The sequence below is a fragment of the Streptomyces sp. NPDC088554 genome, from assembly GCF_044752945.1.
In the GTDB taxonomy this organism is placed as follows: Bacteria; Actinomycetota; Actinomycetes; order Streptomycetales; family Streptomycetaceae; genus Streptomyces.
Genome location: NZ_JBIVMF010000002.1, coordinates 106,727 through 131,652 on the forward strand (window position 1 = coordinate 106,727; position 24,926 = coordinate 131,652).

The following is a 24,926-nucleotide window of genomic DNA, read 5'->3' on the forward strand; positions in this document are numbered from 1 at the left end:
CGATCATAGAGGCAGGCCGGGTGGCCATTCCAGCTCCTGGGCGGGGACGGGGGGCGTGAAGAGGCCGCGGGCGGGTGATTGAACGATCGTTTCTGCGCGTCTGGCCTTGGGGGACTCCGCCAGGAGGCGCCGTGATCGGTGGTGACTTTCCGTGTCCCCCCGGGGTGTCGTGGCGGTGCGTCCCCGCTGACCCGGGGGCTTCTCACCCGGGTGGGGCAGCGGAACAGGGCGTATCACCACAAAATCGCACAGGGTGGGATGTGGTGATCCCCAACCCCGGTGATCCCGGTGATTCCCGACCCGCGGCCGGAGGTCGATGTGGAGCGTCCGCAGCCACCTGGGGCAGAGGAGCGGGCGGAAGGACGGGCGGAGGAACGGAAACGGGCGGAGGGGCAGGAGCGGCCGGAGGCGCAGGGCCGGGCGGAGGGGCCGACGAAGAGGCGCGCGGTGGAGCAGCCGGAGGAGCGGCTCCGGCTGCGCAGGACCGCGGCGGCCCTCACCTCGCTCGCGGCCCTGGCCGCCACCTCCCTGGTGACGGGGCCCGCGGGGGCCACGGGCGCCGAGGGGCCGTGCGCCCTGCCCCGTACCGCCGCGCACCACTCGCTCGGACTCGACACCTGGAACTCCGCCTACCCACGCCCCGACCGCGCCCTCGACGCGGTCATGATCTTCCTGTCCTTCCCGGACTCCGAGCCGCTGACCAGCCCGGCCGAGCTGGCGGCCGACCACTTCCCGGCCACCAGCCGCTTCTACGAGCAGGCGTCGTACGGGAAGTTCAGGCTGCGCGCCCACCCCCAGCCCCGGTGGTTCCGTATGCCGCACGCCTCGACGTCGTACGGCATACGGCGCGACTGGGCGCCGGCGCGGCGCACGGCGTATCTGCGCGACGCGGTCGCCCTCGCCGATCCGCAGATCGACTTCTCGCGGTACGACATCGTCTATCTGGTCGCGGACCCGGATGCCCCGGGCGTCGACTCCGACGCCACGAAGGTGGTCAACTTCGACCGGCCGATGCGGGCGGACGGCAAGGACATCCGGCGCATCGTCACCGTCTTCGAACGCCATCCGCCGGACCGCAACGTGCTGGCCCACGAGACCGGGCACGTCTTCGATCTGGCGGATCTCTACCACCGGCCGGTGGACGGCAAGGGCGACTGGGACACCTATGTCGGGGACTGGGATGTGATGGGCAGCCAGTTCGGTCTGGCCTCCGACCTCTTCGGCTGGCACAAGTGGAAGCTGGGCTGGCTGGACCGGCGGCAGGTGAGCTGTGTCTCCCCTTCCGGTACGAGCCTGCTCACCCTGGAGCCGATCGGCGCGCCACCGTCCGGCGGCGGGTCGGCGGAGACCCGGCTCGCGGTCGTCAGGATGGGCGAGAACACCGCCCTGGCGATCGAGGCGCGCGCGGCGGTCGGCAACGACATCCGCACCTGTACGGAGGGCGTGCTGATCTACCGGGTACGGGCCGGCACGGCGTCCGGCGGCGGCCCGGTCGAGGTGGTGGACACCCATCCGCGCGGCGAGGCGTGCTGGGAGCGGTCGGTGTACCCGCCGCTGGCCGACGCGCCGCTGGGGGTGGGCGAGACGTTCACGGTGCCGGGCGAGCGGGTGCGGGTACAGGTGGCGGACCGGACGCGGACGGGGGCGTGGACGGTCAAGATCACCCCGGGCGTATGAGCCCATGGTCACAAGTGAGCGCCGGACAAGTGAGCGCCGGACACGAGAGCGCCGGACAAGTGAGCGCCGGACACGAGAAAAGCCCCCCGCCGGAGCGAGGGGCTTTCTCTGTCGGTGCGCCGCCAGGGACTCGAACCCCGGACCCGCTGATTAAGAGTCAGCTGCTCTAACCAACTGAGCTAGCGGCGCCTGCTGACGTCGTAGACCTTAGCACCAGGATCGGTGCGAGGAAAAATCGATATCCGGAGGCCGGTCCCAGGCCCGCACCGGGACCGTTTCCGGTGGTCAGGCGGGTGCTGGGGGTGATCAGCCCGCTACGGTACGGTGCTCCGCCCGCCCGGTACGTCCCACCGCCGCCCGAGCGGCGGAACGGGCCGCCCGTACGCACGCCCACAGCAGCACCTCCGGCCCCGGCAGCCATGGGTGGCGGGTGTCCGGCGCGACCACCCAGCGTGGCCCGGAGGCGGCGCCGGGCACCGCGGGCGGCGCGGTCACCGCGTCGCCGGTGCCATGACAGAGCAGCGGCGGCGACGCGGCGCCCCACTCCTCCCAGGAGAGCAGGGCGGGCAACCGCTGCGCCGTACCGGGGGCGGCGAATAACAGCATGCGCCCCCGGTGCGTGGCGACCGGACCCGAACCGGGGCCGTCGGCCCACAGCTGGTCCAGCATCCGGCGGCCGAAGATCGCGGGGGCGTTCACCACGTCGAAGACGGAGCCGCAGGGCAGCACGCCGGGTGGGGAGGGATGGGGGTACGGACCCGCGGAGGCGAGCCAGTCCGCACCGGCCGGGGTGACCCGTGAGGTCTGATGGCGGTCCTCGTCGAGAAGGCTGAAGAGATCCGTGTGGCGCCGCTCGGCGTCGGTTGTGCCGGGGCTCAGGGGGGATGTGTCTCGTGACCATGCGCTCATGCGTCAAGATCTACCCGCAGTAACGGTTCTGTTCCGGAGAGTTCTTGGAAATCGGGACAGTGGGGGCGGGGAGGGCGTACCCTGCGGCCCGGCATATGCCGGATGGACCTGGCGGGGTCAGGCTCCACCGCCCCCGTTCCCCCCACCGCTCAACAGGTCCCGGCCGAACTCGACCATCTTTTTCGCGTAGTCCTCGGTCCACTGGGCCCGCCGCGCGATATCCGCCGTCGTGAGCCGGTCGAACCGGCGCGGATCGGCCAGCTGGGCCGCCGCGACCGCCTGGAACTCCACGGCGCGGTCGGTCGCCGCGCGGAAGGCGAGCGTCAGATCGGTCGCTCTGGCCAGCAGCTCGGCGGGGTCCTCCAGGGACTCCAGATCGAAGAAGTGCTCGGGGTCCGCGACCGCCTCCGAAGGCTCGAAGAGCAACGGTGCCGGACGCGACCGCCGCCCACCTTGTTCGGGATCCGCCATGTGCTTTTCCTCCTGCTCGTACCTGTTCGGGCCCTCGGGCCACCGTCCATTGTCCTGCCCGGCGCAAGAGGGTCTCGTCGGTTGGTTCTACGGCTGCGGCCGCCAGCTCACTCGATGTTCCGACAGATGGGCCAGGACCGCGTGGTTCGCTTCCCAGCCGTCCGGGAACTTGATGGAGACGCCGAGCTGGACCGGCTCCGTGGAGGGGTGTTCGTCCAGCAGCTCCGCCACGCCCGCCCGGCAGACCACGACACAGGCGTGGCGGTGGCGGGAGGCGAGGACGCAGAGGCGGCCGGTCTCCAGGTGGAAGGCGGTGGCGTCGGGGCGGCCGGAGAGGGGGTGGAGGACGACGGTGACATCGAACTCGCGGCCCTGGAGGCGGTTGGCCGTGTCCACCGCGACCCCGGTCACACCCAGCTCCGCGAGCGCCGCGCGGACCGCCGCCGCCTGGTCGCGGTGGGCCGTACCGACCGCGACGCGGTCCGCCGTCACCGGGACGGGGGTCCCGGAGCGCTCGCTCGTGGCCACGCCCCCTCGGTCCAGCGCCCGGCGGACGACCAGCGCCACCGCGCGGACCGCCTCGGGGTCCGTGCGCGGGGTGTGCCGGGCGGGCAGCTCCAGCAGGCCCCAGCCCGACTCGGCCGCTTCGTCCAGCACCCGGTCGGGGCCCGAGCCGTCCGACGCGACGCCGAACGACAGCCGCCGGTCGCCGTGGTCCGTACCGCTGCGGAAGGGGGTGTACGGATAGAACGCGCCCGACACCAGCGGCGCGGCCGAAGCGGGCAGCCGCCAGGACACCGGCAGCCGGTGCTGGGGCAGCTCAGGGTTGTGCGCGAGCAGCGTGGAGACCGCGCTCGCCGACGGGTCGTACGACAGCCCCGCCCACTGGTCCGCGCCCACCACGCTGAACGGGTCCAGCTGCCCCGGGTCGCCGACGAACAGCGCGCGCTCGAAGAGCCCGGCGACGGCGAGCAGCGCGTCCGAACGCATCTGGTACGCCTCGTCCACGATGGCGTGGCGCCAGGGCTCCACGCCCTGCACGTGCGCCCACTTCGCCGCTGTCGAGATCACCACGTCCAGCCCCGCCAGCTCCGCGGCCTTCGCGGACGTGCGTACGTTCGGCAGGTCGTCCAGGGCCTTGTCGTACGGGTCCGGGTCGTTGCTGTGCAGCCGGCCGACCGGCAGGTCGGGGTCCTTCTCGGCGAGCCGCGCCACCAAGTCGTCCACCTGCGCGTTCGTCTGCGCGACGACCATCAGCGGGCGTCCGGCCGCGGCCAGCTCCCGGGCGGCGCGCACCACGAGCGTCGACTTGCCCGCGCCGGGCGGCGAGTCGACGACCACCCCGCGGTGGCCGCCGTGCAGGGTGTCGCGCAGGATCGCGTCGGTCGCCCGGGTCGCGGCGGCGGCGGGGTCCGCGGCGGCGGGGCGGCCGGTCCGCGAGGGGTCGCTCACAGGAAGTCCTCCTCGGTCACCGGGTCGGGGGCCGGGGCCGGTGTCGTGGGCGTATCGGTGTCCGGGGGACCGCCGTGGGTCCACGGGGTCTCCTCCGGGCCGGGGAGCTTCGGGCCGCTGCGCTGGTCGTGCTCGAAGAGCGTCCAGGCGATACGGTCGCCCTTGTCCGGTACGGAACCGGGTGCCGGCTCCTTGGCCCGGCCCATCCGGTCGGTGAGCCGCAGCAGCAGCGAGCCGTCGTCCTCGTACCGGACGAACTCCGCCGACTGCGGCTTGCCCTCCAGCGAGCGGAACACCTTCGTCCGCTCCTCCAGATGCGGCCGGTCGTCGGTGCGGACCGTGACCAGCGGGCGGGGGCCGGGGCGTTTGCTCTCGCTGTACGCCATGACCACCTCCGTCACCTCCCCGAGGAACGCCTCGCCGGTCAGCCTGCGCCCGGCCAGCACCAGCGGATCGTCCAGCGCCTCCTGTGCGTCCAGCTGCGCCTGGGCGCTCTCGCGGGCGGCGAGCTTCTGGGCGGCGGTCACGGCGTCGTCCACCCGGGGCTGCGGGGGCTCCCCGGCGCGGACACGGTCGCGGTGGCCGGTGAAGGACCAGCGGTCGCGGGTCCAGCGGTCGGCGACCCGGGCCCCCTCCGGCAGCTCGCGCAGCAGGTCGAGGCCGTGCCACACCGCGTCCCAGGTCGGCAGCAGCACCCCGGCCAGCAGCTCGCGGATCCGCCCCTCGGCCGCCGTCAGCCCGGCCAGCCGCAGCTCCGCGCCGGGGCCGTCCTCGGCCGCCGCCAGCGCTTTGCGGGCCCGGTCGTAGCCGTCGATGGCGGGGGCCAGCAGCTTGTTGTCGAAGGCCGGGTCGGTGGCCGGTCCGGCGGGCGGGCAGCGCAGCTGGCCCGCCCGGTCCCGGTCCAGCTCCGCCCGGAGCGCCGCCTCGGCGCCCGGAACACCGGAGGCGCCCGGCGCGTCCAGCCACGCCAGCAGCGCGCCCAGATGCTGGTCCTCCAGGCCGGACTGGCCCGTCGCCCAGTGCCGGTTCAGCAGATCGGTCGTCGCGAGCAGCAGAGAGGAGCCCGGGACCCGGGCGCGCTCGCCGTAGTGCGTCAGCCAGCGGCCCAGCAGCGGCACCCGCGCGGGCGCCGGATACGGCGTGTCCGGGTCGTCCTCTGCCGTGCGCCGGAACCGCATCGAACGGCCGAGCAGCCGGACGAAGTCGATGCCCGGCCTGCTCGGCACGATCAGCTGCGGCGCGTCCACGCACAGCTCCACCTCGACCTTGACCCGCTTGCCGGTCTCCGGATCCGTCTCGTTCCGCTCGGCGGGCTCGACCGCCTCCGCGTACCCGTCCAGATGCGGCAGCACCGCCTCGGCCAGCTCCGCGAGGAACGCGAACCGCAGATCGCGGTCGCGCGGCTGGGCCACCGTCAGCAGCCGGGGCGCCGCCCGGTCCGTCCCCACCAGCGCGCCCAGCGGCGCGCCCGCCTCGCCCGAGGTGGTCAGCGGCACGAACACCAGCGGCCGGTCCGAGATCCGGCGGTGCCGGACGGTGGTCAGCGGCTGGGCGCGGCCGCTCTCGACGGCCTCCAGCCGGGCCAGCGTACTGATCAGGGACACGCGCCCACCGCCGTACGGCCGTTGGTGCCCGCAGCCTCCGCCAGGGCCTGGGCCCGCAGCGTCGCCGCTCTGCGCAGCGCGGCGACGGCCGGGTCGGCCGGGTCGCCCGCCTCGCCGTGGGCCGCCGCCAGGACCGCCGGGACCGTCGTCAGCCCGCCCAGCTCCCCCCGCACGCTCCGGCCCAGCGCCTCCACCGCGCCGGCCGCGCGCGCCCGCGACCGGCAGTGGAAGGCCAGCTCACAGGCGGCCAGACACTCGGGGGCGTAGGAGGGCGGGACGGATTCGACGGCGGCGGTCAGCTCGGCGCCCGTGCGGCCGGCCGGGTCGAAGGTGGTGCCCTCGGGCAGTGCGGCCGCGATGTCGTCGAGCCGGGTCAGCCGGGCGAGCTGACGGCGTGTCACCGACAGCTGCTTGCGTACGTCGACGACCGAGGCGGCCGGGAGGTTGGAGAAGTCCTTGGGGCAGACCAGCAGCACCCGGTGGTCCACCACCGCGCCCGGCGTCAGCCCGGCGACCCGCTCCAGCGCCAGCACGTACACGGCGGCCTGCCGCGCCGCCGCGCCCACCTTCGCCGCGTCGGCCGAACCGTCGATCATCGGGAAGGACTTGATCTCCACGACCGTCCAGCGCCCGTCCGGGTGCACCACCACCGCGTCCGGCTCCAGACAGGCGGGCGACCCCGCGACCTCCAGGGCGAGCAGCGGATGGTCCAGCAGCGCCCAGGCGCGCGCCTCGGTGGCCTCGCGCAGCGCCAGCGCCGTACGGGCCGCGCGGCCCTCGGGACCGGCGGCGCGCAGATCGGGGACGTGGATCTCGTCGGGGGAGGGCGGGGGCGTCCGGCCGCCGAGCCGGTCGGTGAGGAGCCGCATCAGCTCCGTACCACCGTCGGCCTTGACCCGCGCCTCGAACGCGTTGCCGCGCATGAAGGCGAACTGGGACTGGCCGTACGGCCCCGGCGAGCCCAGCGCCTGGGCCAGCGCGGCCTTGTCCACACCCGCGCCGTCCAGCAGCGCGCGCCGCCGGCAGCCCGGGTTGGCCGCGAGGGCGGCCAGCGCGCGGGCGTCGAGCGGGTGCGGCGCGACGGCGGGTCCGCGCAGCTCAGCGAGGCGTCGGCGCAGGGTCGGCCGCGGTGTCGTCGGCGGAGGGGGCACAGGCGGCACCGACGGTGTCGGGGGCGTTGCTGCGGGTCCGCTGCCCGGGGAATCGCTCACCCGCCGAAGTCTCGCATCCGCCACTGACAACGGGGGCGGAGTCGGCGAGGACGGGCGCGGGTCCGGGCGCGGCAGGGGCCGTCGGCGCCGTCCGTATTCGGCCCTGTATCCGGTCCCGTACGCGGTCGGCCGTACGCGTCGCCGGACCGGCGAGCAGCGCGCCCGCGCCCATCACGGCGGCCCCGGCGACCGCGTCCAGGAAGTAGTGGTTCGCCGTGCCCATGACCACGATGGTGATGACGACCGGATAGGCCGCGCCCAGCCACTTCACCAGCGGTGTGCGCGCGTGCCTCCACAGCAGCACCCCGCACCAGACCGCCCAGCCGACGTGCAGGCTCGGCATCGCCGCGTACTGGTTGGTCAGCCCGCCGAGTCCGCGCGGCGCGCTCGCCTCCGTACCCCACCAGCCGTACGAGCTGAACTGCGCCATGGTGTCGACGAAACCGTGGCTCGCGTCCAGCAGCCGGGGCGGGCAGGTGGGCAGCAGGGTGAAGCCGATCAGCCCGAGCAGGGTGGAGGCCAGCAGCCAGGCGCGGGCGGCGCGGTAGTGGAGGGGGCGGCGGCGGAAGAGCCAGATCAGTACGGCGGGGGTGACGAGGTAGTGCAGCGAGGCGTAGACGAAGTCGGCGGGTATCCCGATCGCCGGGGTGCTGGTGAACAGCCGGTTGAGCGGATGCTCGGCGTTGAGGAAGAGCGCCTTCTCGACGCGCAGGATCGCCAGCCCGTGATCGACGGCCGTCGACACGTCACCGCGTGCCAGCAGCCGACCCGCCGAGTACGCGCCGTACACCATGACCAGCAGGATCAGCTCGGTCCACCAGCGGGGGCGGCGGCTCGGCAGCGGGCTGGGTATCGCGCTGGCGCTGTACGGCATCCGGATAAATCTCCATTATTTCCTCGTGCGGCGTAACCGGCGTTCAACCGTACGGGGTAACAGGCCGGGCCGCTCCGCCGGGTGCCCACCCCGGAAACGTGTGCCATGGCAGCGCCCCCGGCACACAGGGTGGGACGCCGCCGTCCCCCTGAAGGTTGCCCCCTGTTCAGGTGCGTGATGATGGAGTGGCACCCGTTGTGAACCTCAGGGAGTACCACCATGGCACCGCGCATCCTGCTCGCCCGGCACGGCCAGACCTCCTGGTCGCGGTCCGGACAGCACACCGGCAGAACGGACATACCCCTGCTGGAGGAGGGCCGCCAGGGCGCCAAGTCACTGGGGGAGCGGCTGCACCGCGCGCCCTGGTCGGGGCTGGCCGGGGCGGAGATCCGCACCAGCCCGCTGTCCCGCGCGAGCGAGACCTGCGCGCTGGCGGGCTTCGGCGAGCGGGCCGAGCCGTGGGACGCGCTGATGGAGTTCGACTACGGCGCGTACGAAGGGCTGACCCCCGCGCAGATCAAGGCGGACCGCCCCGACTGGCTGATCTGGCGCGACGGCGTCCCGGACGGCGAGACCCTGGAGCAGCTCGCGGCCCGCGCCGACGAGGTCGTCGCCTGGGCGCGCTCGGCCGACCGGGATGTCCTGGTCTTCGCCCACGGCCACATCCTGCGCGCGATCGGCGCGCGCTGGCTGGGCGAGGACATCGCGTTCGCCGCCCGGATCAGGCTCGACCCGACGTCTCTGTCGGTGCTGAACTGGGCGTACGGCATGCCCGCGATCCAGGTCTGGAACGACACCGGGCATCTGACGGTCTGACGGACGGGCCCCCGCTCACCTGCGGGCATTGGCCGCGGAGTGCCGCTCCAGGAAGGCGTCCACCTCCGGCAGCCGGCGCTGCGGCCGCAGGATCCTGACCGTGACCGCGAGTTTGGTGTGGATACGGGAGGACTGGACCTCGTCCAGCAGGTCGAGCACCCGGTGGCCCGCGGCCGCGGCCTCGTCCGGGGAGCCCGCACGCGCCAGGTCGGTGGCCAGCTCGGCGCGGTAGAGCGCGAGGTTACGGGCGAAGTGCGGGTCCTGGAGGACCGTCGCGCGGTACGCGTGGCGCGCCGCCGTCCGCCAGTCGCCCAGCGCCGCGTGGCAGAGCGCGACCTGTGCCTCCAGCTCCGGTTCACCGAAGAAGGACATCCACTCGGGGTCGGCGTCCGAGGGGCCGCGCCCGAAGAGGTCATGTGCCTGGGCCAGGGACTGTTCGCACCCCGCGCGGTCGTCGAGCCGGGCCCACCCGGCCGCCTCCCGCAGCGCGAGCAGCGACAGCAGCCGGGGCGAGCCCAGGTGCCGGGCCGCGAGCCGGCCCGCCTGCGCGGCCCGTACCGCCTCCCGGTACCGGCCGGAGTCCCTGGCCAGGAACGACATGTTGGAGAAGGCGTGCGCCTCCAGCCCCGGATCGCCCGCGACCCGCGCGGTGGCCAGCGCCTCCGCGTAGTACGAGCGGGCGTCGTCGTACCGCCCCGAGTCATGGGCCAGCCAGCCCACCGAGACCGCCAGCTCGCCCGCGCCCGAGTGCAGCCGGTCGGCGGTGGCCTGACGGGTGGCCGTACCCGCGTCGAGCAGCGCGTACGCGGCGCGCAGCGGTTCGGCGGCGCGTCTGTAGAGGCCGTCGGCGCCGTGCCGGTCGTCGAGCAGTCTGATCCGCCGTACGGCGTCCTCGACGGCCAGCACCTCCGCGTCGCCGACCCGCCGGGGGGAGGGGATGACCGGGAAGGCGGACGGGATGGGCGGCCGGGGGGAAGCGGCCGCGGCGGGCGTACCGCCGAGGCCGAGGGTGGCGGCCATCATGGTGGCGGAGCCGCCTGTCATGAACGCGCGACGCAGCACGTCGCTCTCCTCGCTGGTTTCGCTGTGGTGGTTCGTGGGGGGGAACGCCGGGGTCGGAGCGGTGACCCGCGCCGCTCTGCCGCGTACGTCCTCACGCGCGGAGAAGCCCAGGTCCTGGAGGGTCTGCCCGGGGAACATGTGGAGGAAGACCCGTTCGTACGCGTAGTTGGGGCAGCGGATCTCGCCCGCCTCCACGCGGCCGATGTACCGTGCGTCGCAGGCGACCTGCTCGCCGATCTCCCGTGCGGCCCTGCGTACGGCGGCGGCGAACTCCCCCGGCGAGCGCTGTGCGCGCAGTCGGCGGAAGGCGAGGTTGGGAACTGCCCGAGACGACGCCATGGCCGAGCCCTCTCCTGGTACAGCGGTGTGGTGCCGCGGGCCCGCCCGGGGGATCGCGATCCGAGCAGGTGGGTGACCCGCACCGGTTGTTCCGGCGGATCAAGAACGTACCGTCTGCGACGGAAGCGATACACAGGGTTTGCCTACAAATCGGATTTCTCGCCCGCGATCCGCCATGAAATGCCATCCTTTGCGGCGGCGTGCCGCCGTAGCCGTTGACGCCGTGCCGCGTTGAACCCCCCGAGGAACGGTCTTCCCCCGAGGTGTTCCCCTGATGGAGCTGGAGGTCGGTATGGAGTTCGACGCGCATCCCGTTGACGCCGGGCAACCGTGCGATCTGGTGACGGTTCCGGCCCGGCAGGGGCTCGAAGCCGTCGACATCCTGCGGCGCGGAGCCACCCCGGCGGTGGGGCCCGTGCTCCACGACGGACCCTGCGACACCCTCGGCTTCCTGGTGCCGCCGGGCACCGCCGCCGAGTGGGACATGCCGGGCAGCGCCTGTACGCAGACCAACGGCAGGGGCCTGCGCATCCCCGTCGACGCCCCCCCGGTCACCGGTACGGGCTGGCTGCTCCCGCCCGACACCACGGGACCGGTCACGGACCCGGCGGTGCTCCGCGAGGCGCTCGACGAGGCCGCCCGGCTGATCGAGGCCGCGGACCGCTGCCACTGACGCCTCCGTCCGTACGCCCGCTCCCGCCACCCGACACAATGGACGGGTGGCAAAGAACCGGCGCCGTGCGCGTGACCAGGACGAATCCGTCGTCGAGACCGTCGACGGCGGTATCGCCGAGCTGATACCGGACCGCGAGCGCCCCCACGCCCGTACGCTGCTGCTCGACGGCGCCCCGCAGTCCCACGTCGACCTCGACGACCCCGCGCACCTGTCCTTCGCGTACCAGCGCAGGCTCGGCCACGTCATCGACCTCGTCGCCCCCGCCGGACAGCCCCTGCACGTCGTGCATCTCGGCGGCGGCGCCTTCACCCTCGCCCGCTATGTCGCGGCCACCCGCCCCCGCTCCACCCAGCAGATCGCCGAACGGGACGCGGCCCTCGTCCGGTTCGTACGCGCACACCTGCCGCTCGACCCGGGCGCGCGGATCCGGGTGCGCTCGCTGGACGCCCGTGCCGGGCTCGCCAAGGTGCCCGACGGCTGGGCCGATCTGGTCATCGCCGACGTGTTCGACGGCGCCCGCACCCCGGCGCATCTGACCAGCGCCGAGTTCCTCACCGACGTACGCAGGGCGCTGCGCCCCGACGGCTGCTACGCCGCCAACCTCACGGACGGCCCGCCGCTCGCCTATCTGCGCGGCCAGATCTCCACCGCCGCCACGGTCTTCGCCCACCTCGCGCTCGCCGCCGACCCGGCCGTCCTGCGCGGACGGCTCTTCGGGAACGCCGTACTCCTCGCCTCCGCCCGCGAGCTGCCCGTCGCCGGGCTGACCCGCCGGATCGCGGGCGACCCGCACCCGGGGCGGGTCGAGCACGGGCGGGCGCTGACCGACTTCACCGGGGGCGCCGCCGTGGTGACGGACGCGAGCGCCAAGGCGTCACCCGCGCCCCCGGCCGGTGCGTTCAAGAACTGAACACCGGCGTCCGCGTCCCCCGGATGGCGTACGGTGCCGCCCATGCCCAGTGTGCTCGTGGTCGAGGACGACCAGTTCGTACGCTCCGCCCTCATCAGACACCTGAGCGGGGCCTCCCACACCGTACGGAGCGCGGGCACCGCCCTGGAGGCGCTGCGCGAAGTGGCCGGTTTCCGCTTCGACGTGGTCGTCCTCGACCTCGGGCTGCCCGATCTCGACGGGGCGCAGACGCTGCGGATGCTGCGCCGTATCACCGATGTACCGGTGATCATCGCCACCGAACGGGACGACGAGGCGGCGATCGTCCAACTGCTCAACGACGGCGCCGACGACTACCTCGTCAAGCCGTTCTCCGTCGAGCACCTCTCCGCCAGGATGGCCGCCGTCCTGCGCCGGTCGCGCTCCGCCGACGGCGCCGCCGCGCCGCCGCGCGTCCTGCGGGCCGGCGGACTCACCGTCGACCCGATCCGAAGACAGGCCGAACTCGACGGCAGGCCGCTGGAGCTGACCCGGCGCGAGTTCGACCTGCTGGCCTTCCTCGCCGCGCGCCCCGGGATCGTCGTCCCCCGGATGGAGCTGCTCGCCCGGGTGTGGCAGCAGTCGTACGGCGACAAGCGGACCGTCGACGTCCATCTGTCCTGGCTGCGCAGGAAGCTCGGCGAGAGCGCGGCCCGGCCGCGCTATCTGCACACCCTGCGGGGCGTCGGGGTGAAGCTGGAACCGCCGGGCCGGGACAGGACCCGTCCCGGCCCGCTCCGCCCCGGGCCCTGACCGGCCCTCACGCGCCGTCGGGCTCCCAGCCGGGCACCGGGGGCAGCGTGCCCGTGGCCGCCAGCCTCGCGTACCAGCGGGCGCTGGACTTGGGGGTACGGCGCTGGGTCTCGTAGTCGACGTGGATCGCGCCGAAGCGCTTGCCGTACCCGTACGCCCACTCGAAGTTGTCCAGCAGCGACCAGAGGAAGTAGCCGCGCACATCGGCGCCGTCGCCGATCGCGCGCCGGACCGCCGACAGGTGGCCGTGCAGATAGCGGATCCGGTCCGGGTCGTGGACCGTGCCGTCGGCGCCCGGCTTGTCGGGGTAGGCGGCGCCGTTCTCGGTGACCATGAGGGGCAGCCCCGGAGCCTCGCGCGCATAGCGCGTCAGCAGGTCGTACAGCCCGCTCGGATCCACCGACCAGCCCATCTCGGTCTGCTCGCCGGGCGGCTGGTGGAAGGCGATGGCCTCGGCGCCCGGCCAGGGCGAGTGATCGCTCGCGCCATGGCCGCCGTTGGCGCCCGCCGCCGGCGCCGCGGTCGCCGAGACCACCGTGGGCTGGTAGTAGTTGATGCCCAGCGAGTCCAGCGGCTGCCTGCTCACCGCCTCGTCCCCGTCGTGGACGAAGGACCAGTCCGTGAGCCGCGCGGTGTCCGCGAACAGGTCCTCGGGATAGCCGCCGCCCAGCATCGGACCGCTGAAGATCCGGTTGGCGAGGGCGTCGATCCGCCGCCGCGCGTTCAGGTCCTGCGGCGACCGCGTCAGCGGCCTTACGCACGACGGGTTGAGGCTCACCGACACCTGTCCGCGCGCCGGGAGCACCGAACGCAGCGCCTGGGCGGCCAGCCCGTGGCCGAGGTTGAGGTGGTGCGCGGCCCGCAGGGCGGCCACCGGATCCGTACGGCCCGGGGCATGGACCCCGGAGGCGTACCCGAGGAACGCGCTGCACCAGGGCTCGTTGAGCGTCGTCCAGCGCACCACCCGGTCGCCCAGCGCCTCCCCGACGGTCCGCGCGTACTCCGCGAACCGGTACGCCGTCTCGCGCGCCGGCCAGCCGCCCGCCGCCTCCAGCTCCTGCGGCAGGTCCCAGTGGTACAGCGTCAGGACGGGCTCGATGCCGTGGTCGAGCAGATCGTCGACCAGCCCCCGGTAGAAGTCCAGCCCGCGCTGGACGGCGGGCCCGCGCCCGGTGGGCTGCACCCGCGACCACGAGACCGAGAAACGGTACGCGTTGACCTTGAGGTCCGCCATCAGCCGGACGTCCTCGGCCCTGCGGTGGAAGTGGTCCACGGCCACGTCGCCGGTCTCGCCCCGCGCGGTCTTGCCGGGGGTATGGCTGAACGTGTCCCAGATGGAGGGCGTACGGCCGTTCTCCTGTGGCGCGCCCTCTATCTGGTAGGCGGCCGTGGCGGTGCCCCACAGGAAGCCCGGAGGAAAGGTTTCGGACATGATGCAGCTCCCAATGACCGTAGGGATGGGGGGTGAGGTACGAACAGGCCCGGGGACGGCGGGACTTCTCGGACACCGGGGCGCTCGCACACGGGTCCGCGCCCGGTGCCGGGACCGGGCGCGAACCCGGCCCCGGCACGAGAAGGTCAGCCCTTGACGGCGCCCTGCATGATGCCGCCGACGATGTGCTTGCCGAAGATCACGAAGGCGATCAGCAGCGGCAGCGTGCCCAGCAGCGCGCCGGCCATGATCACCGACTGGTCGGGGATGTAGCCGCGGCCGAGCCCGGTCAGCGCCACCTGCACGGTGGGGCTGCCGTTCTGGGTCAGCGCGATGATGGGCCAGAAGAAGTCGTTCCAGGCCATCACGAAGGTGAGCATCCCCAGCACGGCCATCGCGGGCCGCGCGGCGGGGAAGACGACATGCCACACGACACGCCAGCTGCTCGCGCCGTCCATCCTGGCCGCCTCGACCAGCTCGATGGGCAGCGCCCCGGTCAGATACTGCCGCATGAAGAACACCCCGAAGGCGCTGACCAGGGTCGGCAGGATCACGGACTGGAGCTGGTCGGTCCAGGACAGCTCGGCGATCAGCATGTAGAGCGGTACGACACTGAGCTGCGGCGGCACCATCATCGTGCCGATCACCATCAGCAGCAGCAGGTTCTGGAACCGGAAGCGCAGTTTGGCGAAGGCGAATCCGGCCAGCGTCGAGAAGAGCACCGTGCCCGTGGCGATGGATCCGGCCACGAGGGTGGTGTTGAACAGGGCGGTGCCCATGTTGGCGTCGGTCCAGGCGATCTCCAGGTTCTTGAAGAGGTTCCCGCCGAACCAGAACGGCGGGGGCGTCTGCGCGAGCCGGGTGTTGTTGCGGGACGCCGCGATGGCCGTCCACACCAGCGGGAACAGCGAACCGAGGGCGAAGAGGGTCAGCACGGCGTAGGTGAGCTTCCCGGCGTGCAGCTGCCGGCCCGCGCCGCGCCTGCCGGACACCGGCGCCGTGGCCGGGGCCGAGGGGTCCTTCGGCGGCCGGGGCGCGGTGCGGGTCTGCGAAGTCGTCGACATGTCTCTCCCCACCAGCCTTACGAACTCTTGCGCAGACGACGGGCGATGAGCCAGTTCACCGCGCCGATGAGCAGCAGGATCAGGAACATCGTCCAGGCGATGGCCGAGGCCCGGCCCAGATGCAGATTGACCCAGCCCTGTTCGTACAGATAGAGCCCGAGCGTCTGGAACTGGTGGTCGGATCCGCCGTTCGCGCCCCCGGCGCCGTTGAACAGCAGCGGCTCCCCGAAGAGCTGGGTCGCCCCTATCGTCGAGACCACGATGGTGAACAGGATGGTCGGCCGCAGCGACGGCACGGTCACATGGAGGAACTGCTGCCAGCGCGAGGCCCCGTCCAGCGCCGCCGACTCGTACAGATCGTCGGGGATCGACTGCATCGCCGCCAGATAGATCAGCGCGTTGTAGCCGGTCCACCGCCAGATGACGATGGTGGAGACCGCGAACTGCGAGGTCCAGGTGCCGTTCTGCCAGTCGACGCCGTCGAAACCGACGACCCCCAGCGCCCAGTTGATCATCCCGTAGTCCCGGCCGAAGAGCAGCACGAAGACGAGCGTCGCGGCGGCCACCGAGGTGGCGTACGGAGTGAGCACGGCGACCCGGAAGAACATCGAGCCGCGCAGCCGGTAGTTGAGCAGATGCGCGATCCCCAGTGCCATCAGCAGCTGCGGAACGGTGGAGAGCACCCCGATGGTGAGCGTGTTCCGCAGCGCGTTCCAGAAGAACTCGTCACCCAGCAGCCGCGAGAAGTTCCGCAGCCCCACCCACTCCATGTCGTTGGGCGCGGTCAGCTCCACCCGGTGCAGCGCCGCCCAGCCGGTGTAGAGGAGCGGGAAGAGCCCGAAGGCCAGGAAGAAGACGAAGAACGGAGCGATGAAGGCGTACGGGCTCCACCGGACGTCCCGGCGGTACCGGCGGCTGCGCCGCTCCCGGCGCCGCTCCTCGGCGGCCTCCCGGGCCGGGGCCGCGCCCTCCTGCTCGGTGGGCGCGGCGGGTGCGGCGGATGTGTCGGCGGACATCGGTCACTGGTCCAGCGCGTTGTCGATCGCCTTCACGGCGGCGTTCCAGCCGTCCTTGGAGGACTTGCCCTTCTGGTCGACCTGGAGCATCCCGACGTCGGCCAGGTTCTGGGCGATGATGTTGTCCTTCGGGCCCAGGATCTGGAGCGGGATGCCCTCGGCGGCCTTCGTGAAGAGCTGTCCGATCGGCGCGTTGTCGAAGTACGCGTGCTTGGCGTCCGCCACCGCGGGCAGGGCGTAGGCGGCCTTCGCGCTCGGGAAGCTGCCGCGCTTCTCGAAGAGGGTGGCCTGCTGTTCGGGGGCGGTCAGCCAGGCGGCGAGCTTGGCGGCCTCCGCCTTGTTCCTGCCGACCTCGGGCACGGTCAGGAACGCGCCGCCCCAGCTGCTGGGCCTGGGGGCCTCCGCCATGTCCCACTTGCCCTTGCCGGTGGCGCCGGCCTTGTCCTGGATGTAACCGAGCATCCAGGGCGGGCAGGAGATGGTGGCGAAGGCGCTGTTGGCGAACGCCTGGTCCCAGGCGGGCGTGAACTGCTGGAGCTTGGCGGTCAGCCCCTCCTCGGCGAAGGCGGCGGCGATGTCCCAGCCCTCCTTCACGGCGGGGCTGGTCTTGTAGACGATCTTTCCGTCCTTGTCGTAGAACCGCTCCGCGCTGCTCCCGTTGACGACGGCCATCACCCCGCTCGCCGAGTCGACGAAGGCGGCGCCCTTGGGCGCCTTGGCCTTGAACGCCTTCCCTGCCTCCAGGTACTTCCGCCAGTCGCCCGCCCACAGCGCGCTGACCGCCGCGCGGTCGGTGGGCAGCCCCGCCTTGGCGAAGAGGTCCTTGCGGTAGCAGATGCCGGTGGGGCCGATGTCGGTGCCGAGGCCGATGGTCTTCCCCGCCTGGTTGGTCGCCTGCGCCCACTTCCAGTCGAGGAAGTTGTCCTTCCGCACGCCGTCGGCCTTGCCGAGATCCATCAGCTTGTCCGCCTGGGTGGTGGTGATCTCGGTGATGTTGGCGACCTCGACGCCCTGGATGTCGGAGAGCCCGCTGCCGGTACCCAGATGGGTGAGGAGCGGCGGATAGTAGTTGTCGTTGCGCTGGATCGTGGTCTGTTCGATCTTGATGTCGGGGTGGAGCTTCATGTACTGCTCGTAGAGCCCGGCCTCCTCGTAGCCGAAGGCGCCGAAGAGCCCCAGGGTGAGCGTGGTCGTCGTCTTCCCGCCACCGCCCCCGGCCGCGCTGGTCGTCGCCTTGCCGACGGGCTCGTCCCCACTGTCCTCGGAGCAGCCGCCCAGTGCTCCGGCGCCGAGGGCGACGACGGCCGCGAGGACCACCGCCCGGCGGGACGAACGAATACGTGTACGCATGACGTCCTCCTAGTTGCACCGACGTGCCGGGCCTCCGGCCAACTGCTGTGCCGCCCGCGGGGGGTCGTGAGGGGGGTCCGGCGCGGTCGGGCAACGTGCGGGGCATGAATGGGTCGGGTACGGTGGGAGCGCTCCCATGTGTGATGTGTTGAAGGGTCGCCCGTCCCCGTAGGGGTGTCAAGGGACCTGGCTGGACTCGAACGGATTCGTTTGCCGGAGGCGGAAATGGCATCTCGGGGAGTGCGTGGGTATGGCGGGCGGCGCGGCGGGCGGCTGCCCACGCTCGAAGAGGTGGCCGCGCGGGCCGGGGTCGGCCGCGGCACGGTCTCCCGGGTGATCAACGGCTCGCCCCGGGTCAGCGAGCAGACCAGGGCCGCCGTCGAGCGGGCCGTCGTGGAGCTGGGGTACGTCCCGAACAGGGCGGCCCGCGCCCTCGCCGCCAACCGCGCGGACGCCATCGCCCTGGTGGTGCCCGAGCCCGAGGAGCGGTTCTTCGCCGAGCCGTACTTCTCGGGGATCGTCAGCGGCGTCGGCGAGGCCCTCGCGGACACCGGTATGCAGCTGCTGCTGACCTTCGCGGGCGGCCCCCGGGAGCGCCGCCGCCTCGCCCAGTACCTCGCCGCGCACCGGGCGGACGGCGCGCTGCTGGTCTCCGTACGCGCCGATGACCCGCTGCCCGAGCTGCTGACCCGGACCGGCCTCCCGACGGTCATCAGCGGCCCCCGTTCGGCGTCCGAGCCGCTGCCCTCGGTCGACTCCGACAACACCGCGGGGGCCGGGGCGGCCGTCGCCCATCTGCTCTCCCGGGGCCGCCGCTCCATCGCGACCATCACGGGCCGGCCGGAGGTGTACGGAGCCGCCTGCCGCCTCGACGGCTACCACCGGGCCCTCGCGGCGGCGGGCCACGCCCCCGACCCCGGGCTGGTCGCCGTCGGGGACTTCACCGAGGACGGCGGCCGGCGCGCCATGGCCGAGCTGCTGGCCCGCCGCCCGGGGCTGGACGCGGTCTTCGCCGCCTCCGACGTGATGGCCGCGGGCGCCCGTCAGACCCTCCGGGCGGCCGGGCGCCGTATCCCGGACGATGTGGCGCTCGTCGGCTTCGACGACTCCGCGGTGGCCCGCCATATGGACCCGCCGCTGACCAGCGTCCGGCAGCCCATCGAGGAGATGGGCCGCGCGATGGCCGGGCTGGTGCTGTCCCGCATCACGGCGGGCGGCTCCGCCCTGCCCGTACCGGAGCGGATCGTCCTGCCCACCGAGCTGGTGGTGCGGGACTCGTCCTGAATCCCGCGGGCGGGGCGGGGGCGAGGCACACGAAAGAGGCCGCCCACTCGCTCGCGCGAATGAACGGCCTCTTCGAAGAGGGTGAGTAACGGGACTTGAACCCGCGACATCCTGGACCACAACCAGGTGCTCTACCAGCTGAGCTATACCCACCATGCCCGGCTCGGTCTTTTCTGACCGGCCGAGAAAAAGTGTACAGGGTCTGCGAGGGTGCTCGCACCAGCCTTTGAACGAGGGCCGGACCAGGGTCGGAACCCTGGCTCAGCCCCCGCGCAGCACGTGCTTCGCGGCGATCTGCTTGGCCGTGTCCGAGTCCGGACCCGGCTGCGGCACGAAGACCGCCTCCCGGTAGTAACGCAGCTCCGCGATGGATTCGCGGATGTCCGCGAGCGCGCGGTGGTTGCCGCTCTTCTCCGGGCTGTTGAAGTAGGCCCGCGGGTACCAGCGGCGGGCCAGTTCCTTGACCGAGGAGACGTCGACGATGCGGTAGTGGAGATAGCTCTCCAGCGTCCCCATGTCGCGCAGCAGGAAGCCGCGGTCGGTGCCGACCGTGTTCCCGCACAGCGGTGCCTTGCCGGGCTCCTTCACATGCTCGCGTACGTACGCCAGGACCTGCTCCTCGGCGGCCGCGAGCGTGGTGCCGCCCGCCAGCTCGTCGAGGAGTCCCGAGGCGGTGTGCATCTGCCGCACCACCTCGGGCATGGTCTCCAGCGCCGCGTCCGGCGGGCGGATCACGATGTCCACCCCTTCACCGAGCACGTTCAGTTCCGAGTCGGTGACCAGCGCGGCCACCTCGATGAGTGCGTCGTCCGTCAGCGAGAGCCCGGTCATCTCGCAGTCGATCCACACCATTCGATCGTTCATACGGACTACCCTACGGGGCGCTCCGCTGACCGGGCAGACTCGGACGTCCCGAACCTGTCGCGTACATGTCGGAACCGGATTTCAGGTGGTCCGGAACCGGTCCCGGACCGTGCCCCGGCCCGCCCGCCGATCTCCTGGAGTGCGGCGATGCCTGCGAGGGCCCGACCGACTCCATGACCCCCTGTGGCATCGGCTCGCCCTGGGGCCGTCTGGCCCGGTAGGCGGACCGGTAGGCCGCGGGGGAGGAGCCCAGCTGACGCCGGAAGTGCCCGCGCAGCGCCACCGGTGAGCGGAAGCCGCAGCGTCCGGCGACCTCGTCGACCGAGTAGTCGGAGGTCTCCAGCAGCCGCTGTGCCTGAAGCACCCGCTGGGTGATCAGCCACTGGAGCGGCGCGCTCCCGGTCAGCGACCGGAACCGCCGGTCGAAGGTCCGGCGGCTCATGTACGCGCGGGCCGCGAGCGTCTCCACGTCGAATTGCTCGTGCAGATGCTCCAGCGCCCAGGCAACGACCTCGGCGAGCGGGTCGGAGCCGATTTCCTCTGGTAAAGACCTGTCCAGATAGCGCTCCTGACCGCCGCTGCGGCGCGGCGGTACGACCAGCCTGCGGGCGAGCGCGCCCGCGGCCTCCGCGCCGTGATCGGTCCGGACTATGTGCAGGCACAGATCGATTCCGGCCGCTGTGCCTGCTGATGTGAGTACGTCGCCGTCATCGACGAACAGCTCTCTCGGATCCACGTGTACGGACGGATAGCGCTTGGCGAGCGTCGGCGCGTACATCCAGTGCGTCGTTGCCGGGCGGCCGTCCAGCAGACCGGCCGCGGCGAGTACGAACGCGCCGGTGCACAGACCGACGATCCTGGCGCCTTCCTCATGGGCACGGCGCAGCGCGTCCAGTGCCTCCGGCGGTGGCGGTGAAGTGATCGACCGCCACGCCGGTACGACCACGGTGCCGGCCCTGCTGATCGCCTCCAGGCCGTACGGCGCGGTGAGTTCGAGTCCGCCGGTGGTGCGCAGCGGACCGTCCTCCCCGCCGCAGACGAGCAGGCGGTAGCGGGGAACCCCGGCATCCTGGCGGTCGATTCCGAACACGGAGAGCGGGATGGAGCTCTCGAAGATGGGGCCGCCGCTGAAGAGCAGCACGGCGACAACTTCCCGGCGTCGACGCCCGGAAAGCTTCCGTGCCGACTCCGGTACGGCAGTGGAGTCCTGGCTCATCCTGCTAAGCCCCCCTCGGTGTTCGCGTCTCCCCGTTCTTGTCGGGCCTTTCGCTCCTGCACGATTCCCCTCGGTTTTGCACGGGTCCCCAGCCGTCGATACTCATGATCGAATCTACTGTGTCCCGTGGTGCCGGCGTGACAAGTTCCCCAACCGGCGCTATGTCGACAAGGCAACTTGGCGCGAAGCATTCGATCACGAAGCGTTCCACTCGGGAGCCGAGAGTGGAAGTGGGCCTCACGCGCATGGCCCGTCCCCGTAGGGTGCGATCGACCGTAACGGTCCTTTCTTCCCTGCTGGCAAGGGGGTTGGCAGGCCATTTCACCAAAGGTTCTGCTGAAGTGCGAAGTTGGCTGAAAAGTGATGGGTGTGTCTACGGGATGCGCTCAGTGTCCCGGCGCACTTCTCTCGCCAGTACGCGAGCCCCGGCGCGCCCCCCGGACGGGTGGTCCGGCGATTCGGGTTTGGCGACTTCTGGACGGTCCGACGGGTGGTGCGGTGGGGGTGCGGACGGCTCGCCCCGGCGGACCGCGCGCGCCGGGTCCCCCGTACGCGCCCCTCACGGCCCCCTGGAGGGCCGGCGGTGCGCCGGGCGGGGGCGGAGGGCACCGGAGGGCGTCGGCGAGGCTGGGAGCGGTCGGAGATACGGGCACGGAGGGGCTCCCGGGGGGTCGTGGGTGACCGATGGCCAACGAGGGGGACGGGCGCGCGGTCACCGCGCGCCGACGGCTGTAGTGGCCATCCGGCGTTGCGATCCTGGGCGGCCTCGTGCATGCTCCCTGGAACACCGGGTGTGGGACGCCCGGCTCTGGGCATGAGAGGAGTGTCGCCGTACCCTTTGGGGTACGGGGTTGGGAAGATGATTCCCGGACACAGGTTCCCCCGTGGATATAGTTCCGCCCGTCACGTCAGTCGTTGTTCCCTCCCAAGAGGACTTCCTTCGCCGAGACACTCATGGCCGGTCACGAAATCCCAGAACCCGCAGACCGCGAGCAGCTGACCGACTCCGTGTCGGACCTGCAAGCGGCGGAACAGACGCGCGCTTCGTGCGACCCCGCCTTCCGGCATGGAGTAGTCGTCGGCTTCGACGGCTCGATGTCCAGTGAGCGGGCGCTCGCGTATGCCATCGGCATGGCCCGGCGCCTCGGCTCCGGCCTGATCATCGTCCATGTCGCCAACCGCCTTCCGACCACGGTCTGGGCGGGGTGCGAACCCCCGGTCTTCGTCGACGTGCCGGACCACCGCACCGAGGTGCTCGGCCTGGAGCTGGCCTGTGCGGACTATCTCGCCGAGGTGCCGTGGATCCTGGTCGAGCGCGGTGGTGATATCTGTCACGAGCTGGAGGAGGTCGGCCAGGAGTACTCGGCGGACGCGATCGTCGTCGGCTCCACGCACGGCATCGTCGGGCGGATCTTCGGCTCGGTCGCGGGACGGCTCGCGCGCCGCGCGCAGCGCCCCGTCGTGGTGATCCCGTAAGGCCGGAAGCCCTTGCGGTTCCCGCGCGCAACCCCCGTACTCAACTCCCCTGCCCGGTGTCGGCATTCGAACAAAGCGGACGGAACCCCCGCGGCCCGAAGCGCCACCCCGGCTTCGTTTCTCGGCCAACTTGAGAGTCCCCGGCGCGCTGTGCGGCACGCGCCGGGGACTTCTCGTCGTACGGATACCTCCGGAGGCGCCTACTCGACCGTCACGGACTTCGCGAGGTTGCGGGGCTTGTCGATGTCCCGGCCCAGCGCCAGCGCCGTGTGGTACGCCAGCAGTTGGAGCGGGATGCCCATCAGGATCGGGTCAAGCTCGGTCTCGTTCTTCGGTACCACGATCGTGTGATCCGCCTTCTCCTGGTGCCGGTGCGCCACCGCCAGGATCGGACCGCTGCGCGCCTTGATCTCCTCCAGCGCGGCCCGGTTCTTCTCCAGCAGTTCGTCGTCGGGGACGATCGCGACGGTCGGCAGGGCGGGCTCGATCAGCGCCAGCGGCCCGTGCTTCAGCTCGGAGGCCGGATACGCCTCCGCGTGGATGTAGGAGATCTCCTTGAGCTTCAGGGATGCCTCCAGCGCCACCGGGTAGCCGCGCACCCGGCCGATGAACATCATCGACTTGGCCTGCGCGTACTGCGCGGCCAGCTTCTCGATGTCCCCCTCCGTCGCCAGGATCTCGGCGATCTGCTCGGGCAGCCTGCGCAGCCCCGCGATGATCCGCTTGCCGTCCGCGACGGACAGATCGCGGATCCGGCCCAGGTGCAGCGCCAGCAGCGCGAACGAGACCACGGTGTTGGTGAAGCACTTGGTGGAGACGACACAGACCTCCGGGCCCGCGTGTACGTACACCCCGCCGTCGGTCTCCCGGGCGATGGCCGAGCCGACGACGTTCACCACGCCGAGCACCCGCGCGCCCTTGCGCTTCAGCTCCTGGACCGCCGCCAGCACGTCGTACGTCTCGCCGGACTGGGACACCGCGATGTACAGCGTGTCGGGGTCCACGACCGGGTTGCGGTAGCGGAACTCGGAGGCCGGCTCGGCGTCCGCGGGGATCCGCGCCAGCTCCTCGATCAGCTGCGCGCCGATCATGCCCGCGTGGTACGAGGTGCCGCAGCCCAGGATCTTGATCCGGCGCACCCCGCGCGCCTCGCGGGCGTCGAGGTTGAGCCCGCCCAGGTGCACGGTGGAGAACCGGTCGTCGATCCGGCCGCGCAGCACCCGGTCCACGGCGTCGGCCTGCTCGGAGATCTCCTTGTGCATGTACGTGTCGTGGCCGCCCATGTCGTACGACTCGGCCTCCCACTCCACGGTGGTCGGCGTCGCCGAGGTGGTCGAACCCTCGGTCGTGTAGGTACGGAAGTCGTCGGCCTTGAGGGTGGCCATCTCGCCGTCGTCCAGGGTCACGACCTGGCGGGTGTGGGAGACCAGCGCCGCCACGTCGGAGGCGACGAACATCTCCTTCTCGCCGATGCCGAGGACGACCGGCGAGCCGTTGCGGGCGACGACGATGCGGTCCGGGAAGTCGGCGTGCAGGACGGCGATGCCGTAGGTGCCGTCGATCAGCTTGAGCGCCTGGCGGACCTTCTCCTCCAGCGTCGGGGCCTGGGAGCGGGCGATGAGGTGGGTCAGTACCTCGGTGTCGGTCTCGGAGAGGAAGACGACCCCGTCGGCCTCCAGCTTCACGCGCAGCTCGGAGGCGTTGTCGATGATCCCGTTGTGGACGAGGGCGACCTTGCCCTCGGGGTCCAGGTGCGGGTGCGCGTTCTCGTCGCTCGGGGCGCCGTGGGTGGCCCAGCGGGTGTGGGCGATGCCGGTGGTCCCGGCGAAGCGCTTGGGGACGCGGGCCTCCAGGTCGCGGACGCGGCCCTTGGCCTTGACCATCTTCAGCGCGGCGGCCCTGCCCGCGGCCGGCTTGCCGGTGATGACGATGCCCGCGGAGTCGTACCCCCGGTACTCCAGCCGCTGAAGCCCCTCCAGCAGCAGCGGTGCCACATCACGCCTGCCGATATACCCGACGATTCCGCACATACGTCTCTACCCCTCCTGATGAATGATGCGTGCCCGGCCCGGCCCGACTCCGGTGCCGTACTTCGGCCGTGTCCCAGCCGTACCTCGGCCGTGCCTCAGCCGTAGACGATGCGGCGCAGCTGTCGGAGCGAGAGCTCCGGGGGCGCCACCGCGCGGTGCGGCAGTTCGGCCGAGATCCGTTCGAAGATCTCCGTGTTCGTGCCGCCGCCGGACTGCATCTCGCGATGGCGGCGGCGGACGAATTCCTCGGTCGTCTCGTCGAAGTACGCCAGCACGTCGAGTACCACCCGGGCGGCCTCGCCGCGATGGAGCGCGGTGGAGCGGACCAGATGGTCAATAAGATCGTCGTACGACGAGCGGCGGTCGAGCACTCGTCGATATTGCGGGTGCGTCCGGATCTTTGCAACATTCCTGCCCGGAAT

21 protein-coding genes, 2 tRNA genes and 1 pseudogene are annotated in these 24,926 nt (G+C 72.1%); 7 read left to right on the forward strand and 17 right to left on the reverse strand.

Features of this window, described 5'->3' with window-relative positions:
- The first annotated feature begins 447 nt into the window (after positions 1-447).
- Positions 448-1,677 (forward strand): M6 family metalloprotease domain-containing protein, encoded by a 1,230-nt coding sequence (locus ACIP8W_RS02535; RefSeq protein WP_402201665.1) that lies wholly within the window; start codon positions 448-450, stop codon positions 1,675-1,677.
- 115 nt (positions 1,678-1,792) lie between these two features.
- On the opposite strand, the gene ACIP8W_RS02540 is transcribed toward ACIP8W_RS02535, so the two are convergent.
- The 7 genes and pseudogenes from ACIP8W_RS02540 to ACIP8W_RS02570 form a co-directional block, all read right to left on the reverse strand.
- Positions 1,793-1,866: transfer RNA gene (locus tag ACIP8W_RS02540), tRNA-Lys, on the reverse strand.
- A pseudogene (locus ACIP8W_RS02545) lies at positions 1,857-2,586 on the reverse strand (hypothetical protein). Before ACIP8W_RS02545 ends, ACIP8W_RS02540 begins: the two are co-directional and overlap by 10 nt.
- Before the next feature lie 117 nt (positions 2,587-2,703).
- The gene (locus ACIP8W_RS02550) at positions 2,704-3,057 is read right to left on the reverse strand and encodes a hypothetical protein (RefSeq protein WP_401952514.1); all 354 of its coding nucleotides are present in this window, start codon (positions 3,055-3,057) and stop codon (positions 2,704-2,706) included.
- Between the two features lie 87 nt (positions 3,058-3,144).
- A complete protein-coding gene (locus tag ACIP8W_RS02555; RefSeq protein WP_401952516.1) occupies positions 3,145-4,509 on the reverse strand; it encodes an AAA domain-containing protein in 1,365 nt (454 codons plus the stop codon).
- Complete coding sequence (locus ACIP8W_RS02560; protein WP_402201667.1) at positions 4,506-6,113, reverse strand: hypothetical protein; 1,608 nt, start codon at positions 6,111-6,113, stop codon at positions 4,506-4,508. Before ACIP8W_RS02560 ends, ACIP8W_RS02555 begins: the two co-directional genes overlap by 4 nt.
- Positions 6,104-7,324 (reverse strand): hypothetical protein, encoded by a 1,221-nt coding sequence (locus tag ACIP8W_RS02565; protein WP_401952522.1) that lies wholly within the window; start codon positions 7,322-7,324, stop codon positions 6,104-6,106. Before ACIP8W_RS02565 ends, ACIP8W_RS02560 begins: the two co-directional genes overlap by 10 nt.
- The gene (locus ACIP8W_RS02570) at positions 7,212-8,198 is read right to left on the reverse strand and encodes a phosphatase PAP2 family protein (protein ID WP_401952525.1); all 987 of its coding nucleotides are present in this window, start codon (positions 8,196-8,198) and stop codon (positions 7,212-7,214) included. The genes ACIP8W_RS02565 and ACIP8W_RS02570 overlap by 113 nt, the downstream gene beginning before the upstream one ends.
- Before the next feature lie 219 nt (positions 8,199-8,417).
- Between ACIP8W_RS02570 and ACIP8W_RS02575 the strand changes: the two genes are divergently transcribed.
- Complete coding sequence (locus tag ACIP8W_RS02575) at positions 8,418-9,014, forward strand: histidine phosphatase family protein (protein WP_401952528.1); 597 nt, start codon at positions 8,418-8,420, stop codon at positions 9,012-9,014.
- Between the two features lie 15 nt (positions 9,015-9,029).
- On the opposite strand, the gene ACIP8W_RS02580 is transcribed toward ACIP8W_RS02575, so the two are convergent.
- Positions 9,030-10,415 (reverse strand): tetratricopeptide repeat protein, encoded by a 1,386-nt coding sequence (locus tag ACIP8W_RS02580; RefSeq protein ID WP_401952531.1) that lies wholly within the window; start codon positions 10,413-10,415, stop codon positions 9,030-9,032.
- A 274-nt stretch (positions 10,416-10,689) separates the two neighbouring features.
- On the opposite strand from ACIP8W_RS02580, the gene ACIP8W_RS02585 reads away from it, so the two are divergent.
- The 3 genes from ACIP8W_RS02585 to ACIP8W_RS02595 are packed head-to-tail and all read left to right on the forward strand — an operon-like array spanning position 10,690 to position 12,772.
- Positions 10,690-11,088, forward strand: coding sequence for a hypothetical protein (locus tag ACIP8W_RS02585; RefSeq protein WP_401952534.1), 399 nt, complete (start codon positions 10,690-10,692; stop codon positions 11,086-11,088).
- A 46-nt stretch (positions 11,089-11,134) separates the two neighbouring features.
- Positions 11,135-12,001 carry a spermidine synthase gene (locus tag ACIP8W_RS02590; protein ID WP_401952536.1) on the forward strand — a complete coding sequence of 289 codons (867 nt, stop codon included), beginning with the start codon at positions 11,135-11,137 and terminating at the stop codon, positions 11,999-12,001.
- Positions 12,002-12,043: 42 nt separating this feature from the next.
- Positions 12,044-12,772: a response regulator transcription factor gene (locus ACIP8W_RS02595; protein WP_401952539.1), complete on the forward strand. Its 729-nt coding sequence runs from the start codon at positions 12,044-12,046 to the stop codon at positions 12,770-12,772.
- 7 nt (positions 12,773-12,779) lie between these two features.
- Here the strand turns inward: ACIP8W_RS02595 and ACIP8W_RS02600 are convergent, their stop codons facing one another.
- The 4 genes from ACIP8W_RS02600 to ACIP8W_RS02615 form a co-directional block, all read right to left on the reverse strand.
- The gene (locus ACIP8W_RS02600) at positions 12,780-14,204 is read right to left on the reverse strand and encodes a GH1 family beta-glucosidase (RefSeq protein ID WP_401952542.1); all 1,425 of its coding nucleotides are present in this window, start codon (positions 14,202-14,204) and stop codon (positions 12,780-12,782) included.
- 146 nt (positions 14,205-14,350) lie between these two features.
- A complete protein-coding gene (locus ACIP8W_RS02605) occupies positions 14,351-15,268 on the reverse strand; it encodes a carbohydrate ABC transporter permease (protein ID WP_401952544.1) in 918 nt (305 codons plus the stop codon).
- Between the two features lie 17 nt (positions 15,269-15,285).
- Positions 15,286-16,284: a carbohydrate ABC transporter permease gene (locus ACIP8W_RS02610; RefSeq protein ID WP_401952546.1), complete on the reverse strand. Its 999-nt coding sequence runs from the start codon at positions 16,282-16,284 to the stop codon at positions 15,286-15,288.
- Positions 16,285-16,287: 3 nt separating this feature from the next.
- Positions 16,288-17,634: an ABC transporter substrate-binding protein gene (locus tag ACIP8W_RS02615; protein WP_402201672.1), complete on the reverse strand. Its 1,347-nt coding sequence runs from the start codon at positions 17,632-17,634 to the stop codon at positions 16,288-16,290.
- Positions 17,635-17,859: 225 nt separating this feature from the next.
- On the opposite strand from ACIP8W_RS02615, the gene ACIP8W_RS02620 reads away from it, so the two are divergent.
- A complete protein-coding gene (locus ACIP8W_RS02620; RefSeq protein WP_402152530.1) occupies positions 17,860-18,918 on the forward strand; it encodes a LacI family DNA-binding transcriptional regulator in 1,059 nt (352 codons plus the stop codon).
- An 80-nt stretch (positions 18,919-18,998) separates the two neighbouring features.
- Here the strand turns inward: ACIP8W_RS02620 and ACIP8W_RS02625 are convergent.
- From ACIP8W_RS02625 to ACIP8W_RS02635, 3 genes are all read right to left on the reverse strand, one after another.
- A tRNA-His gene (locus tag ACIP8W_RS02625) sits at positions 18,999-19,071 on the reverse strand.
- Between the two features lie 108 nt (positions 19,072-19,179).
- Positions 19,180-19,782 (reverse strand): oligoribonuclease, encoded by a 603-nt coding sequence (gene orn, locus ACIP8W_RS02630; RefSeq protein WP_401952554.1) that lies wholly within the window; start codon positions 19,780-19,782, stop codon positions 19,180-19,182.
- A gap of 10 nt (positions 19,783-19,792) precedes the next feature.
- Positions 19,793-20,998, reverse strand: coding sequence for a GlxA family transcriptional regulator (locus ACIP8W_RS02635; protein WP_402201675.1), 1,206 nt, complete (start codon positions 20,996-20,998; stop codon positions 19,793-19,795).
- Between the two features lie 954 nt (positions 20,999-21,952).
- Here ACIP8W_RS02635 and ACIP8W_RS02640 point away from each other — a divergent pair.
- The gene (locus ACIP8W_RS02640; protein ID WP_401952560.1) at positions 21,953-22,474 is read left to right on the forward strand and encodes a universal stress protein; all 522 of its coding nucleotides are present in this window, start codon (positions 21,953-21,955) and stop codon (positions 22,472-22,474) included.
- A gap of 200 nt (positions 22,475-22,674) precedes the next feature.
- On the opposite strand, the gene glmS is transcribed toward ACIP8W_RS02640, so the two are convergent.
- Positions 22,675-24,504, reverse strand: a complete 1,830-nt coding sequence (gene glmS / locus ACIP8W_RS02645) for a glutamine--fructose-6-phosphate transaminase (isomerizing) (protein WP_401952562.1) — start codon at positions 24,502-24,504, stop codon at positions 22,675-22,677.
- A 95-nt stretch (positions 24,505-24,599) separates the two neighbouring features.
- Complete coding sequence (locus ACIP8W_RS02650) at positions 24,600-24,875, reverse strand: hypothetical protein (protein ID WP_401952565.1); 276 nt, start codon at positions 24,873-24,875, stop codon at positions 24,600-24,602.
- Positions 24,876-24,926: the final 51 nt, after the last annotated feature.

What these genes read in the sequence shown, in the direction of transcription:
- orn (WP_401952554.1), bottom strand. Translation starts at nt 19,782, where the DNA reads ATGAACGATCGAATGGTGTGGATCGACTGCGAGATGACCGGGCTCTCG.
- ACIP8W_RS02610 (WP_401952546.1), bottom strand. Translation starts at nt 16,284, where the DNA reads ATGTCCGCCGACACATCCGCCGCACCCGCCGCGCCCACCGAGCAGGAG.
- ACIP8W_RS02635 (WP_402201675.1), bottom strand. Translation starts at nt 20,998, where the DNA reads ATGAGCCAGGACTCCACTGCCGTACCGGAGTCGGCACGGAAGCTTTCC.
- ACIP8W_RS02570 (WP_401952525.1), bottom strand. Translation starts at nt 8,198, where the DNA reads ATGCCGTACAGCGCCAGCGCGATACCCAGCCCGCTGCCGAGCCGCCGC.
- ACIP8W_RS02550 (WP_401952514.1), bottom strand. Translation starts at nt 3,057, where the DNA reads ATGGCGGATCCCGAACAAGGTGGGCGGCGGTCGCGTCCGGCACCGTTG.
- ACIP8W_RS02585 (WP_401952534.1), top strand. Translation starts at nt 10,690, where the DNA reads ATGGAGCTGGAGGTCGGTATGGAGTTCGACGCGCATCCCGTTGACGCC.
- ACIP8W_RS02575 (WP_401952528.1), top strand. Translation starts at nt 8,418, where the DNA reads ATGGCACCGCGCATCCTGCTCGCCCGGCACGGCCAGACCTCCTGGTCG.
- ACIP8W_RS02600 (WP_401952542.1), bottom strand. Translation starts at nt 14,204, where the DNA reads ATGTCCGAAACCTTTCCTCCGGGCTTCCTGTGGGGCACCGCCACGGCC.
- ACIP8W_RS02595 (WP_401952539.1), top strand. Translation starts at nt 12,044, where the DNA reads ATGCCCAGTGTGCTCGTGGTCGAGGACGACCAGTTCGTACGCTCCGCC.
- ACIP8W_RS02640 (WP_401952560.1), top strand. Translation starts at nt 21,953, where the DNA reads ATGGCCGGTCACGAAATCCCAGAACCCGCAGACCGCGAGCAGCTGACC.
- glmS (WP_401952562.1), bottom strand. Translation starts at nt 24,504, where the DNA reads ATGTGCGGAATCGTCGGGTATATCGGCAGGCGTGATGTGGCACCGCTG.
- ACIP8W_RS02580 (WP_401952531.1), bottom strand. Translation starts at nt 10,415, where the DNA reads ATGGCGTCGTCTCGGGCAGTTCCCAACCTCGCCTTCCGCCGACTGCGC.
- ACIP8W_RS02605 (WP_401952544.1), bottom strand. Translation starts at nt 15,268, where the DNA reads ATGTCGACGACTTCGCAGACCCGCACCGCGCCCCGGCCGCCGAAGGAC.
- ACIP8W_RS02615 (WP_402201672.1), bottom strand. Translation starts at nt 17,634, where the DNA reads ATGCGTACACGTATTCGTTCGTCCCGCCGGGCGGTGGTCCTCGCGGCC.
- ACIP8W_RS02620 (WP_402152530.1), top strand. Translation starts at nt 17,860, where the DNA reads ATGGCATCTCGGGGAGTGCGTGGGTATGGCGGGCGGCGCGGCGGGCGG.